This is a genomic window from Pedobacter foliorum (genome assembly GCF_013266735.1).
GTDB classification, from domain to species: domain Bacteria; phylum Bacteroidota; class Bacteroidia; order Sphingobacteriales; family Sphingobacteriaceae; genus Pedobacter; species Pedobacter foliorum.
This window is the reverse complement of record NZ_JABSNU010000002.1, coordinates 124,000-137,939: the sequence shown is the minus strand read 5'-3', so window position 1 is coordinate 137,939 and position 13,940 is coordinate 124,000. Positions and strand designations below refer to the sequence as shown.

Genomic DNA, 13,940 nt, shown 5'->3' with positions numbered 1-13,940 from the left:
TCTAGGGCATCTAGTATAATTTAGGCAGAAAATTGATCAACAGAATAAGTGAATAGAAACAACTTTGTTTAAGGCTTAATTGTGAACAAAATGAATGAACTCAACCATCAAACAAAACAACCTGTAAAACAATATATTAAAAACAAAAAAATCACCCAAAAACTAATTTCCACTCTTAAAGCATGGAGCATAAGATTGGTCAAACTGAATGTAATGAACGAAAATCATTGAAGGAACTGTAATAAGTTTGTTAAACTATACAACGGTGTAATTATTTGTCCTAAAAATTATTCACAGATAGTATAGGTTAAACTAATTTACCGCTCATAGTGTTAAAAATTTGCCGTTCATCCTTTCCAAGTTTAGCATTACTGTTCACAGTGATGTTGATGGTTTTTGGAGGAGAGGTTAAGGGGCAAGGAAGAATATATGCAAACAATGTCATAAGCTCAAATTCTGGAGTAACTGATGAGGGAAATGCAGCATCTTCTAATGAACTATTTGCAAAAATGTCAGTTGGGGCACTTAGTGGAGCCGCTTCAATTCAATTGGGATTCAGTACAACCGTTCCTGCCAACCAGACAGTATACATAAAAGTAAGTTCGGCTGACAACATTACAATTACGGCAGCCAATTCGGGATCACCTGTTGCTATTCCCTCTCCCCTAATATTTAACTCTCCTGACAACAACTATTTTATAGGAATAACTTCTACCAATACCTTTAATTCTATTACCATAAAACTAAACTACAATTTATTATCATCAACTAATAACAAGGCAAATCTATACTATGCATTTTATAATGTAACAAATCCTTCTAACTGTGGATTACCATTTGCTACCTCCACTGAAACAGGTCTTTTAAGTTCGATCCAAACCCCTGGCTATGCTATTGATGGCAATATCACTACATCTGCTAACTTAAACGTAACCTTATTAGGTGAAGCAAAAGAAATTATTTATTTCCCTGAAAACTCCAATACAGGTGATGCTATCCGAACTTCATTCATACTTCCTGGGGGTATTGCCGTTCTAGGAAATATGTCTATGCAAGCTTTTAATGGAGCCAATCCTGTTGGAAGCCCTGTTGTACTAGGGAGTTTGCTAAATATAACATTGACAGGACAAACGCAATACACTTTTGATTTTGTTCCTAGTGGAATTTTCGACAGGGTTCAATTTAAGCTTGGAGGACTACTTAGCCTTACTGGTGGACTAAATATAGTTGAGGTGCAAAAAGTACCCAATATTTCGATAGAAAATGCCTCTATCCTTGGCCTATTGAATATATGTGGAACCGCAGCTACAATTAAAATTCAAAACCCCGAAAGTGGAGTAACTTATAATTGGTACAGTGTTGCTTCAGGAGGAAGCCCCATTTTTACAGGCGCATCTTATCCTGTTACAGGATTAACTAATGGAACAACTACCAACTACTACGTTGAAGGAGTAAAATCAGGTTGCAGCAATCAATTAAGATACAATGTTCAAGTAAAATCTCTGCCATTACCACAAAACAGCCCAATTACAGGGCTTAACTCCGTTTGCAACGGATCTACTATCACATTAACAAATGCTACATCTGGCGGTGTTTGGACAAGTAATGATCCCACTAAGGCAGAGGTTGATGCGAATGGTAAAGTGACTACACATCAAAGTGGAAATGTAACTATAAGTTATACAACTAAAGATCTAACTACTAGCTGCGAAAACACACAAACATTTGCCGTTACAATATTACCAACCCCAACTTTAACATCAATTCCAAACCAATTATGGTGCGCTGGTTATTCAATAGATTTAACTACACTAAATCCAACTTCAAATATTGCTGGGGGCACATATTTGTGGTCAACTGCACAAGGTGGAGCGGCTTTAACATCTACAACAGTGACACCTCCTCCTGGTGTAAACAAATATTGGGTAAGATATACCTTGCCTACTGGCTGCTATAGTGATCAAAGTCTTGATATTACAATTACTTCACCAGCTCCCCTTTCCATAATACAATCGGCCTCCGCAATAAATCCAGGAATCAGTGTAACATTGACTGCTGTTTCGCCTGGATCTACAATAAAGTGGTATGACCAAACTGAGACCGAAATTACCTCTTCTGGAGGTGTTGCAACAGTCGGCCCATTTTCTACCCCAGGAACATACACCTACAATGTTATTTCTACAAATGGCCCCTGTTCTAGTTCTGGAACAGCTACAGTTACGGTTTACGATGGAACAATCTGTCCAACTTTAACTAAAAGAGTTTATGCCAATTCCACAACCTGGTCAAGCGTAATAACTGGAAATGTTACAAATAAAGATAATGCCGTAGATGGGAATCCAGCTACTGCTTCACTTATGACTAGTGGACTAGGATTACTAGGTGTTGGAACTGTAACTCAAGATCTCTTTTGGAGTAGCCAAGTTAATGCAGGAACCCCGGCTACAGTAAAATTAGGTTTATCAGCAGCACTTCTTTCTTTACTTCCAAATTTATCAATAGTTGGTATAAACAGTGACGGATCAGAGATTGGAACCCCGCAAATTATTAATGCATCCTTATTAAAATTATTACCTGGCGACAATACATTCGAATTTACAATTACCCCATCAACCAGTACAGGCCCAAAAGCATATAGGGGTGTTAGAATTGTTTTAGGCTCACTATTAAGCTTAGCACAAAACGCACAAATTTTTGATGCTTATTATACCCAACCTACACCTGCTGTTGATTGTACCAAAGGGGACGTTGTAGATGTACTATATGGTGTAAAAGATCTTGGTATCGGCGCTTTAAATGTCAGTGTTGGGGTATCTGATGCACTAAAATCTATAGATGGCGATATAAACTCATATGCTGTAATGTTTAGTGGTGTTGGCCTATTGGCCCAAGCCAGAGAACTAGTTATGTTTTCAAGTCCAAGTTTACCGAGCGACTCAATAAAAATAATTGTATCTACGGGAGCATCGCTACTTGGTGTAAACCTGCTTACCGGCTTTTCAATACAAAGATATTTAGGGGCTTCTCCTGTTGGCCCTCCCCTAGATCAATCAAGCAATCTACTATCAATCAAATTATTAGCAAACAACACAAGAGCCGCTATTATCTTAGCACCTACGCCTGAGCCCTATGACAGAATAGAAATTCTTAACGGCGGGCTAGCAAACGTATTAACAACAATCAATATACATGAAATTCAGCGTGTAACAAACACAAAACTCCCTTCCGCACCTACCATTGATAATAATATCTCCGTTTGTAAGGGAGATCTAGTTACACTGCCCACGCCAACTGATAACTGTACTACATTTGAATGGTATGATGCGCCAGTTGGTGGAAATTTAATTACTGGAACAACAATTAATACTACTTCTTACACAGGCACAGTAACATTTTACATTCAACCAGTAAGGTTTGGCTGCAAATTACTAACTAGAGGCGCAGTAAATATAACGATAAATGATTTACCTGTTTCTCCGCTCCCAACTGCTGCTGCGATATGCTCTGATGCAAAAGGAGTATTTGTAGTTTCAAATCCAACCGCAGGGTTAACTTACAATTGGTACGCAACTGCTTCGGGCGGAACATCCCTATCTACAGGTACAACATATACTACGGCTACACCATCGGCTAACGGTGATACTTATTATGTAGAAGCCACAAATGGCACATGCAAAAGCCCACGCGTGTCCGTTGCAGTTACTGTAAATCCATTGCCTACAGCTACAATTTCAGGTACAGCCTCAATATGCAAAGATGCAACGGCTCCATCAATTACTTTTACTGCTAATGGCGGTACAGCACCATATACTTTCACTTACAACATTAATGGGGGCAATTCCCAAACCGTCTCTACCACTACTGGAAATTCAGTAGGCCTATCCGCTCCTACCGACGTATCTGGATCGTTTATCTATAACCTAATTAGCGTAAAGGACAACAGTTCAACTCAATGTGTGCAAAGTCAAACAGGAACAGCAACGGTAGTCGTTAAAGCAACACCAACACTAATATCTCCTTTACCAACTGCCACCTGTAGCAATACAGTCTTTAATTATAATCCTATTAGCTCAATAAATGGAACGGTTTTAACTTGGACAAGGGCAGTTGTTTCAGGAATAAGTAATAGTGCGGTTACAACCCCCAATTCAGGACCAATAAATGAAACACTAATTAATACAACAACTTTACCAATTGATGTAATTTATATTTATAATTTAACTGTAAATGGATGTTCTAAAGATTTTGAAATTAAAGTAACTGTTAATCCAATACCAAAACTTAGCTCAACACAAACTCCGTCCCCAATTTGTAGTAATACAATTTTTAATTATACTCCTGAAAGCACTACAGATGACGTTACATTTACGTGGACTAGGGCTGCTGTCCCTGGCTTAAGTAATGCTGCTGTTACTGATGAATCCATTGGATCAATAAGCGAAAAATTAATCAATACCACATCACTACCGATAATAGTTACATATGTTTACTATCTAACTAAAAATGGCTGTACAAATACAGAAGGAGTCATAGTAACGGTAAACCCATCACCATCCATTACTTTAGGAAGTACCCCTTTTGTCTGTCAAGAGATTACTAACACTTCTTTAAGTTACTCTGCACGAATTGCAAACCCAACAGTATATAGTATAACATGGGGTAATTTAGCGCAAACCGGAGGTTTTTCGGACGTTCCATTTTCTACATTACCATCATCTCCCATAAGCATAACTGTTCCTGCAAATATTGCAGCGGGAACTTATTCAGGCACTCTTACTGTCAGAAACGGAAATGGCTGTATAAGCGCCCCAATAAATTTTAATGTAGTGGTACATACAAAACCTGGACAAGCACATATTTCAACTCAATAATCACATTTTTTACTTAAACAAAAAATAATCATGAAAACGAAAATTTCAAAAATCAAATTAACAATAGCACTACTATTTGCTTTTGTATTACCTGTAAGTGTTTTAGCTGCAACTCCAGATATTTATATCTGCGGAACAGGATCAGTAACTCTTAGTTATACCAACCCTGACTATACATTGGCCACAGGAGATAGAGTATTTTGGCAGAAAGTTGATGCCGCAGGAGTACCTATCGCAGGCTCCGCTGTAGTTGAAAAAGTAGTATCAGCAACGGAAACTGGAGCTCTAATAGTAACAGGAGGCACAGATCTTACAGGTGCTGGTGAGCATTTTTGGAAATCGCATGTTATTAGTGCTGCTCCAGGTGGATGTACCGGTGATGTATCTTCGGCTATAGATGTTTACCTATTACCTCCATTTGAAGTAACTCTAACACCAGCAAGTTCAACCTATTGTGAGGCTGGATCAACAAATACTACTAAAACAATAGTAACTGCTGCTGCTGCTGTTACTGCAGGCAATACTCTTCCTGCAGGTGTGGATTTTGCTTATGATTGGTCAGGATCTACTACTAATGCAGGTACTGTTGATGCTACTGATCAAACAAAATTTAACATGACTAGTACTACTGTGGGTACCTATACCATTACATCAAAAGCTAAATATGTAGCTCAAGGAGGCAAGCTAGTGAAAGGATCTACAGGAACACCATGTGAAGAAACCGGAAGCACGACAATAAAAGTTACTCCAAAACCTGGTACACCAACTATATCAGTTTCTTAGATTAATTATTTCAGTATTCATGTTTAACAGAAAAATAAGTTTTGTGTCAAGTATGCTGTTGCTCAGTGCAACGGCATGCTTTGCGCAAGCTGCTGATCCGCAAACTGTGAATCTCCCTGCGGGAGGTACTTTAAAGTTGCGGGCAAATTCTGTTAACGCATCTACTTACCAATGGTTTAAAGACAATCAAATTATACCGGATGCTACGACTATCGAATACATTGTTACCATCCCTGGTATCTATACCGTAGTATCCTTTAATTCAGGAGGCTGTGAATCAGATGTTTCTGACAAAGTCATTGTTTTAGGCCCACCAGTAAACTTACTAAGTGCCGATGTGATGATTACTAAAACATCAGACAACCGCGCACTATCACTAAACGACGCATTTAACTATTCCATTAACGTAAAAAATAATGGAAGCGACAAGGCAACTAATATCAAAGTTACCGATCAACTACCTCCAGAAGTAGAGTTTCAAGAGCTCACCCCTACTGCAGGCAGTAGTGCAAGGTATAGCTTTGCTACCAGAACCGTTCTATGGGAAATAGACAAACTGGAAAACGGAGAATCTGCCGATTTAAGAATAAAAACAAAGGCAATCAAACCTGGTGAAATTATAAACACGGCTACAGTTTCGGCAAATGAACCAGATCCTATTCTAGCTAACAATACCTCTACCGCAACAACAGTAGTGTCGGATATTTTTATTCCAAACGTATTTACGCCAAACGGAGATGGAAAAAATGAAACCTTTACTATACGTGGCATAGACCACTATGAAAATGAAATCACCATCCTAAACAGATGGGGAGGAACCGTTTACTTTAAAAAAGGATACAATAATGAGTGGACTGGCCGTGGACTTAATGAGGGTACTTACTTCTACCTGTTAAAACTGAAAATAGGTAATGAATGGAAAATATATAAGGGATACATCACTTTATTAAGAGGCAGACAATAATGAAGAGAATCTTACTCCTATTTTTTATATCTATCGGAATTGTTTGTACTTCTAATGCACAACAAGACAGTCAGTTTACGCAATACATTTTCAATACCATTCATATTAACCCGGCTTACGCAGGTTATAAAAAAGAACTTTATATACAAGCTTTTTACCGCGCCCAATGGGTTGGCGTAAGGGGCGCACCAACTACAGTTTCTGTGGCAGTGGATGGTGCTATTGAAGAAGGTGATGTCGGTCTTGGATTTATTGCCTCAAACGACAAAATAGGTGCTCAAAAGAACCTTTCTGCATATGCCAATTATGCCTATAAAATCCAATTGGGTTATGATGAAAACTCTAAACTCTCTTTTGGTTTAGCGGCAGGCGTAATGCAACTTAGCCTTGATGGTGATAAATTAGATGCTATAGATCCAGGTGACGAAATTATCCCGGATGGAATGCAATCGAGGTTTTTCCCTGATGCCAGAGCCGGAATCTTCTATTCTAATGAAAAATACTTTGCCGGACTTTCTGCAAGTAACCTCATAGCGAGCTGGGCAGCAAAGAGCTATAGTAACAACCTTCTTGTTCCTGTTCCTCAACCCCACATATTTTTAACAGCAGGAACTATGATACCCATTAGTTACGGATGGGCTATAAAACCTGTTATTTTATTAAAAGACGATATTAAAGGTCCAACTTCTCTTGACGTTAATGCCTTCCTCCTGCTTAATGAAAAAGTATGGATTGGTGGCTTTTACAGAACAACTGTTCCTTTGTACAATAAAAAGTATCTGCAAAACAACCTTACTAAAAAAAATGCATTAGGCATGATGTTCGAGCTTTTTGCAACAGAGAATTTAAGAATTGGCTATTCTTATGACTATTCGCTAAACAAGCTACAGTATTACAATTATGGTAGTCATGAATTTTCTGTAGGTATTTATTTAGGGCCTAGAAACATGAGAAAAATGAGATCATTAAGATGCTATGATTTTTAAAAGTATCTTCCCTTCTTTATCACATCTTTAAAAACAAATCAAAATACACCGACACTTCAGGTATTGTTTTGTCCGTTTCGGCACTAAACACCTTTAATTGATCCTCCTAAGCATTCATTTTTGTGGAAACACAATTTCATGAGGATTTTATTATTGTCATTATCGTTGGTTACCGGCACAAGCACTTTATGTGCGCAGGATACACTTGAAAAAAATAAAACGATTCAAAAACGTTATCCTGTTTTTAAACTTGTAACTATTCAAAAAGATTATTTCGGCGATTCTGACTATAAAGTATATTCTAAAAATGGCAATTTGGAGCATGAGGGAGAACTTTCTTCCAATCGTTTCAATATTTCAACCATCATTCCTCTTTATTCAAAAAACAAACTTTCTATGCACGCAGGTATTACATACACGCGTGAAAACACAACTTACTTTAACAAAACCACTCCTGATTTATACCGCAAATCACACTGGAACACAGATGATTTTGATGCCGCCTTTTCCGTAATGTATAGTGGTAAATTGTTCAACAGACCTATCTTCCACAGAGTTTCCTTCCTGTTTGGAAGCTCAAATTTCATTGGCATTAAAAAACTAACCGGCTCCTTTTCAACTTCAATGATCTTAAAAGCAAGCCCTGAAACTTTAACCACTTTAGGTGCTTTTGTAAATTTAGACCAGTCGAGCCTCGTCCCCTTCTTTCCTTTATTCTCTTATTGGCATAAATTCACTAATAGTCTTTGGGAATTGGATGCAGTACTTCCTCAAAAAATTATATTTAGAAGATCCAGTACATTAAATGGCTGGGTTAGCACTGGTGTTGAACTTAACGGCAATTCCTTTTTTCTAAAACAAGATGCTCAAATGCAGTTCAGGTCAGGGAATTACGAATGGCTTTCAACCGATATTTACATGCATCTGGGATATGATTATCTATTTGAGAAAAACTTGCTATTAGGTTTAAAAGGAGGCTACAAAAACTCGATGTCGACCCGTCTGATAAAAGTAAATGAAAAGATAAATGATTATAGGTCGAGAACCAAAATATCGGCTCCCTTTTTCAACATAAACGCGGCCTTTGTGATAAAATAAAAGTTCTTCGCCAATCATGAATATATTTGCACAAAATGAAAACGAAACTTCCTGTTAAAAGTTTAGTCAGAATAAGCTGCTGTTTTTCTATAGCGGTCAGTTTCTTTTTAATGCTTTCCTCTTTTATAGAAGATGGACAACTATATATTGCTCTGCAAAAATCGGTGTTCTTTATCCTTCTTATGATAATGATATGTTTGTCCAATATTGGCTTATTAGTGATTTTTAGAGACGAAAAAACACCAACCTTAAGTAAATGTCCAGCTTGGTTTTATGTGCTAAGCTTTGCAATGAGTACCGTTGTCATTTTATTCATCTATTGGCTTGGTCAATACCTTAGCAGTCACGACCTAATATTTAAACGAACGCCATTTAAAGTAAAAGGGAATATCATCTACTTGTACCTTAGCATACAAGGATTCGTGATTAATGCTATTGCCCTTCTCCTTCAAAACTTTATTATCGTACAGGATTTCAACACTCAGGTACAGCTGGAAAACTCACGTTTAATTGCTGCAAGATCTCAGGCTGCAAATGAATTATTGCTTCAGCAAATACACCCACATTTTCTTTTTAATGCACTCAACATTTTAAAATCACTAATTAAAAGGAGTCCTGAAAAAGCTGAAGATTATTTAATCCGCTTGTCCGACTTTCTACGCGTGTCTATATCAACTAATAAAACTGGAATAGCACCACTACATGATGAGCTTAAACTATGTGCAGATTACCTTGAAATGCAAAAAGTAAGGTTTGGTGATGCATTGCGCTTTAATTTAGATATTCAGGAAGAAGAAAGTTTAGGTCTTGTGCTTCCGGTCTTTTCTCTTCAGCCACTTTTGGAAAACGTGATTAAACACAATGAACTTACGGATGCTGCCCCACTTAATATAACCATAAGACAAGATGGCAAGTGGATAAGCGTAATCAATAACATTCAGCTTAAATCAAACCAGGAATATTCTACAGGAAGTGGTTTAGCCAATCTTGCGGAAAGATATAACCTGTTATCCGGCGACGAAGTTGACATCAGAGACGATGGACTTACCTTTTCTGTTAGCTTAAAAATATTAAAACATGAAGATTGTAATTATAGAAGATGAGAAAATAACAGCTGAGGATCTTGCTGACCTGATCATTAGACTACAACCTAATGCTCAGATTGTTACAACCTTAGGTTCTGTAAAAGAAGCTATTCACTATTTTAGAATGCACCCTATGCCTGATCTGATCTTTAGTGATATTCAACTCGGTGATGGGTTAAGTTTTGATATATTTAAATCTGTAGAGGTTACAGCGCCAATCATTTTTTGTACTGCTTATGATGAATATGCATTTAACGCTTTCCGTACAACAGGCATTGACTATATACTAAAGCCGATTGTTTCTTCGACAGTTGAACAGGCTTTAAAAAAATATCAAACCTTACGCAAGGAATTTACTACTTCGGCCGTTTCTTACGATTCTATTCTTGATCTATTTGCAAACAAACCTCAACAGAAAGCATTTTCTATTTTAGTTACACTTAAAGACAAGATCATCCCCATAAAAATGGAGCATATTGCCTTGTTTTACATTAAACATGAAGAGACATGCTTATTTACATTTGATGATAAGATGTATGGTGTAAATAAAAAAATGGAAGAGCTGGAACGTATGTGTGGCGACGATTTTTTCAGGGTTAATCGACAATGCCTGTTGAACAGAGCTGCTGTTAAAGATGCCGCTCACTTTTTCTCTCGCAAACTGATCATAAACCTTTCTGTACCGTTTAAGGAAACCATCACCATAAGTAAAGAAAAGACTCCTCAATTTCTAGATTGGCTTGCCAGGAAATAGTTATTACTATTCAACTTCATTTTTGTCCGTTTCGGCACAAATTCTCTTTTCTAATACATACAAATAAATCATCTTTAAATAACTATTAAGTTCGGGTAACCAGAGACCCAATAAATAAAAATGATGGACATTACTATTTTTAAAACTTCGGTACGGGATATGCATGATCTGAGTACCATAAAACACAAAATGGACAATTTGCTTGGCACAAAAAACTGGACCTTTGCTTTCGAGGATGAGGATAAAATATTGAGAGTAGTTAGTGCCAGATCTTATATTCCTGCTGTGAGAAAAATTTTAATGAGGTACGGCTTTCTTTGCGAAGAGTTGCCTTATTCATTAGATGAGTTTAATGTTTAAGATTCTTAAAATTGAAACATAATTATTAACGAACAATATCGACTTTTATAGTGTTGTAATTACTAAACCCATTACGCACTATGAAATCCGAAAATGACGTAATTATAGTTGGTGGTGGTTTGGCTGGCTTAACTTATGCCATTCACCTTTTAAAATTCGGGTTTAAGGTTACACTAATTGAGAAAAACACCTACCCTCATCATAAGGTTTGTGGCGAGTACATTTCTAATGAGGTTCTGCCCTATTTAAAATGGCTTGATCTCGATCCTGCTCAACTCGAGCCGACAACAATTAACCGATTATCAATTTCATCTGCTTCAGGAAAAACAATACACAGCAAGCTGCCGCTTGGTGGCTTTGGAATTAGCAGGTTTACGCTTGATAATTTCCTTAACGAAAAGGCCTTGCAAAATGGGTGTGATATTATAACCGACTTAGTAACCTCAATAGATTTTAAAGATGAAACTTTTAGCGTTGGCACAACAAAAAGCGGCTTACTCAATGCCAGGATAGTAATTGGCGCCTATGGGAAGCGCTCTTCTCTAGATCAAAAAATGGAACGGCTATTTATTCAAAAAAAGTCGCCATGGCTTGCGGTTAAAGCACATTACAATGGAGATTTCCCTGATGATTTGGTTGCGCTTCATAATTTCAAAGGAGGTTATTGTGGGGTATCTAAAGTAGAGAATAGTGTTATCAACATCTGTTACCTAACAGATTACCAAAGTTTTAAAACTCACAAAAACATTGCAGATTTTCAAAAGCAGGTGCTTTATCAGAACCCTCAGCTAAAAGAGATATTTGAAAAATGTGTTCCATTATTTGATCAGCCATTAACGATAAGTCAGGTTTCTTTTGAGAAAAAAGAGCCGGTCTTTAATCATGTTTTGATGATTGGAGATACCGCAGGGTTAATCCACCCACTTTGCGGAAACGGCATGGCGATGGCTATACATAGTGCCAAAATTTGTGCTGAATTAACCATTCAATTTTTAAACGGAACAATCTCCTCCAGATCTGTATTTGAAAGCAGCTATAAAAAAGAATGGAATCGGAATTTTAAAAAAAGACTTGCTGTTGGAAAACTCTTATCATGTATTATAAGAAAAGAAAAACTGTTTGCTCCATTGTTAAATCTATTGATTAAATTCCCTTTAATATTACCTGCTATAATAAAAAAGACCCACGGTAAACCGATAATCTAAATGCTTGTAAACACCAGTCGAAGAAGCGAAGAGCCTGAAATAATGGACAATTTCTCTATGGAAGGAGAAATATTAAGGGATGCTTTAGACAAAATTGCAAGCATAAACAGGTTGCTAGGTGGAAATAAGGTGACACTGCAGGGGGTAAATTCTTTAATTAAAAACCATACACCAGCGGAGATCAGCATTTTAGATGTAGGTTGTGGCAATGGTGATATGTTGAGAACGTTGGCAAGCTACGCTACCAACAACAACTTAAAGTTTAATTTGGTAGGAATAGATGCCAACAGCTATACCGTTAACCACGCCCGGCAGTTGTCCAAAAACTACTCCAACATCAGCTACGTATGTACAGATATTTTCGATGAAATTGAACAATACAAAAAGTATGATATTATCCTTTGCACATTAACACTTCATCATTTCAAAGATGCGGAAATCCTAAAACTAATGAGTGGATTTAGAAAACAAGCAAGGATAGGCATTGTTGTTAATGATTTACATAGAAGCGCTGTTGCATATTATTTGTTTACCCTAATATGCTTTGTTTTCAGGCTCAATAAGATGTCTAAAGATGACGGATTGGTTTCAATACTCAGAGGATTTAAAAAGCAAGACCTCCTATCCTATTCCAAAGCGTTGAACTTTAAAAAACATACCATAAAATGGAAATGGGCATTCCGGTATCAATGGATCATTCCAACTTTCGATTAGCAAAACCATAAAAATCTCCCATGAGCGTCAAGATCAAAACCGTTAGTAAGCTGCTGCCCCAGTATTCAAGAAAAACTGAAGAGATTGTTCCCTTTTTAGATTCATGGTTAAGTGGACAAGATGAACGCTTTATTAAAAAAGTAAAAAAGATATTTGAAAACGCAGGAGTAGATCAGCGTTATTCCATCATGTCGCCGGAAGAAGTTTTTAGTGATTTGACTTTTGAACAAAGGAATGACATATATGTTAGGGAAGGAATAAAGCTTGGCACAGCATGTTTAAAACAAGCTCTAGAAAAAGCTTCGTGGCAAGCTCAGGACCTTGACTACTTAATTACCGTAAGCTGTACAGGTATTATGATTCCATCGTTGGATGCGTTCCTCATCAATAATTTAAAATTAAAGCAAGATATAGTTCGCTTACCGGTTACAGAAATGGGTTGTGCCGCCGGTGTTTCGGGTATGATATACGCAAATAACTTTCTGAAATCTAACCCTGGAAAACGAGCTGCTATCATTGCATACGAATCGCCTACAGCTACGTTTCAGGTAAACGATTTTTCTATGACCAACATTGTTAGTGCTGCAATTTTTGGTGATGGTGTAGCGTGTACATTGCTTTCTTCTCATGTTGATGATGTAGGGCCTGAAATTATTGCGGATGAAATGTATCATTTCTACAACGCAGAGCAGATGATGGGTTTTAAACTGGTAAATAGCGGATTGCAAATGGTTTTAGATGTTAATGTTCCTGACACAATAGAAAGTCATTTCCCGGATATAATCCATCCCTTTTTGGCAAAACACAATTTGATGATTGATGATATTGATCATTTGATTTTTCATCCGGGAGGTAAAAAAATTGTACAGCTTGTTGACGATCTATTTGGTAAATTAGGGAAGAACATTGAAGACACTAAAGCTGTTTTAAGGTTATTTGGGAATATGTCGAGCGCTACAGTACTTTATGTTTTAGAACGATTTATGGAGGGTGAGCCAAAACCCGGGGATTTGGGTTTGATGTTAAGCTTTGGACCAGGCTTTTCTGCGCAAAGGATATTGTTGAAATGGTAAAGTAACCACTAGGCAGGGCGGGCGATTTTATTTAGTTTTACATTAAT

At 37.2% G+C, this 13,940-nt stretch carries 11 protein-coding genes; all 11 read left to right on the top strand.

The annotated features are described in order from the left end of the window. Positions 1 to 329: 329 nt before the first annotated feature. The 11 genes from HQN83_RS04415 to HQN83_RS04365 all read left to right on the top strand — a co-directional run bounded on the left by HQN83_RS04415 (position 330) and on the right by HQN83_RS04365 (position 13,893). A complete protein-coding gene (locus HQN83_RS04415) occupies positions 330 to 4,871 on the top strand; it encodes an Ig-like domain-containing protein (RefSeq protein WP_173089045.1) in 4,542 nt (1,513 codons plus the stop codon). Between the two features lie 30 nt (positions 4,872 to 4,901). Next, positions 4,902 to 5,654 carry a hypothetical protein gene (locus tag HQN83_RS04410; protein WP_173089043.1) on the top strand — a complete coding sequence of 251 codons (753 nt, stop codon included), beginning with the start codon at positions 4,902 to 4,904 and terminating at the stop codon, positions 5,652 to 5,654. Positions 5,655 to 5,673: 19 nt separating this feature from the next. After that, a complete protein-coding gene (locus HQN83_RS04405; RefSeq protein WP_173089041.1) occupies positions 5,674 to 6,618 on the top strand; it encodes a T9SS type B sorting domain-containing protein in 945 nt (314 codons plus the stop codon). After that, positions 6,618 to 7,604 carry a PorP/SprF family type IX secretion system membrane protein gene (locus tag HQN83_RS04400; protein ID WP_173089039.1) on the top strand — a complete coding sequence of 329 codons (987 nt, stop codon included), beginning with the start codon at positions 6,618 to 6,620 and terminating at the stop codon, positions 7,602 to 7,604. The genes HQN83_RS04405 and HQN83_RS04400 overlap by 1 nt, the downstream gene beginning before the upstream one ends. A 138-nt stretch (positions 7,605 to 7,742) precedes the next feature. After that, positions 7,743 to 8,702 (top strand): hypothetical protein, encoded by a 960-nt coding sequence (locus HQN83_RS04395; protein WP_173089038.1) that lies wholly within the window; start codon positions 7,743 to 7,745, stop codon positions 8,700 to 8,702. 35 nt (positions 8,703 to 8,737) lie between these two features. Continuing rightward, entirely contained in the window at positions 8,738 to 9,805 is a 1,068-nt protein-coding gene (locus HQN83_RS04390) for a sensor histidine kinase (RefSeq protein WP_173089036.1), read from the top strand. Continuing rightward, positions 9,780 to 10,541, top strand: a complete 762-nt coding sequence (locus HQN83_RS04385) for a LytR/AlgR family response regulator transcription factor (protein ID WP_173089034.1) — start codon at positions 9,780 to 9,782, stop codon at positions 10,539 to 10,541. Before HQN83_RS04390 ends, HQN83_RS04385 begins: the two co-directional genes overlap by 26 nt. A gap of 120 nt (positions 10,542 to 10,661) precedes the next feature. Then, entirely contained in the window at positions 10,662 to 10,901 is a 240-nt protein-coding gene (locus tag HQN83_RS04380; protein WP_173089032.1) for a hypothetical protein, read from the top strand. Positions 10,902 to 10,981: 80 nt separating this feature from the next. Next, a complete protein-coding gene (locus tag HQN83_RS04375) occupies positions 10,982 to 12,106 on the top strand; it encodes an NAD(P)/FAD-dependent oxidoreductase (protein WP_173089030.1) in 1,125 nt (374 codons plus the stop codon). After that, positions 12,107 to 12,820 (top strand): methyltransferase domain-containing protein, encoded by a 714-nt coding sequence (locus HQN83_RS04370; protein WP_173089028.1) that lies wholly within the window; start codon positions 12,107 to 12,109, stop codon positions 12,818 to 12,820. 20 nt (positions 12,821 to 12,840) lie between these two features. Further along, a complete protein-coding gene (locus HQN83_RS04365; RefSeq protein WP_173089026.1) occupies positions 12,841 to 13,893 on the top strand; it encodes a type III polyketide synthase in 1,053 nt (350 codons plus the stop codon). The last annotated feature ends 47 nt before the right edge of the window (positions 13,894 to 13,940 follow it).

Excerpts from the sequence above, each read along its gene's own strand:
- HQN83_RS04410 (WP_173089043.1), top strand. The coding sequence starts at position 4,902 with ATGAAAACGAAAATTTCAAAAATCAAATTAACAATAGCACTACTATTT.
- HQN83_RS04405 (WP_173089041.1), top strand. The coding sequence starts at position 5,674 with ATGTTTAACAGAAAAATAAGTTTTGTGTCAAGTATGCTGTTGCTCAGT.
- HQN83_RS04400 (WP_173089039.1), top strand. The coding sequence starts at position 6,618 with ATGAAGAGAATCTTACTCCTATTTTTTATATCTATCGGAATTGTTTGT.
- HQN83_RS04395 (WP_173089038.1), top strand. The coding sequence starts at position 7,743 with ATGAGGATTTTATTATTGTCATTATCGTTGGTTACCGGCACAAGCACT.
- HQN83_RS04390 (WP_173089036.1), top strand. The coding sequence starts at position 8,738 with ATGAAAACGAAACTTCCTGTTAAAAGTTTAGTCAGAATAAGCTGCTGT.
- HQN83_RS04385 (WP_173089034.1), top strand. The coding sequence starts at position 9,780 with ATGAAGATTGTAATTATAGAAGATGAGAAAATAACAGCTGAGGATCTT.
- HQN83_RS04380 (WP_173089032.1), top strand. The coding sequence starts at position 10,662 with ATGATGGACATTACTATTTTTAAAACTTCGGTACGGGATATGCATGAT.
- HQN83_RS04375 (WP_173089030.1), top strand. The coding sequence starts at position 10,982 with ATGAAATCCGAAAATGACGTAATTATAGTTGGTGGTGGTTTGGCTGGC.
- HQN83_RS04370 (WP_173089028.1), top strand. The coding sequence starts at position 12,107 with ATGCTTGTAAACACCAGTCGAAGAAGCGAAGAGCCTGAAATAATGGAC.
- HQN83_RS04365 (WP_173089026.1), top strand. The coding sequence starts at position 12,841 with ATGAGCGTCAAGATCAAAACCGTTAGTAAGCTGCTGCCCCAGTATTCA.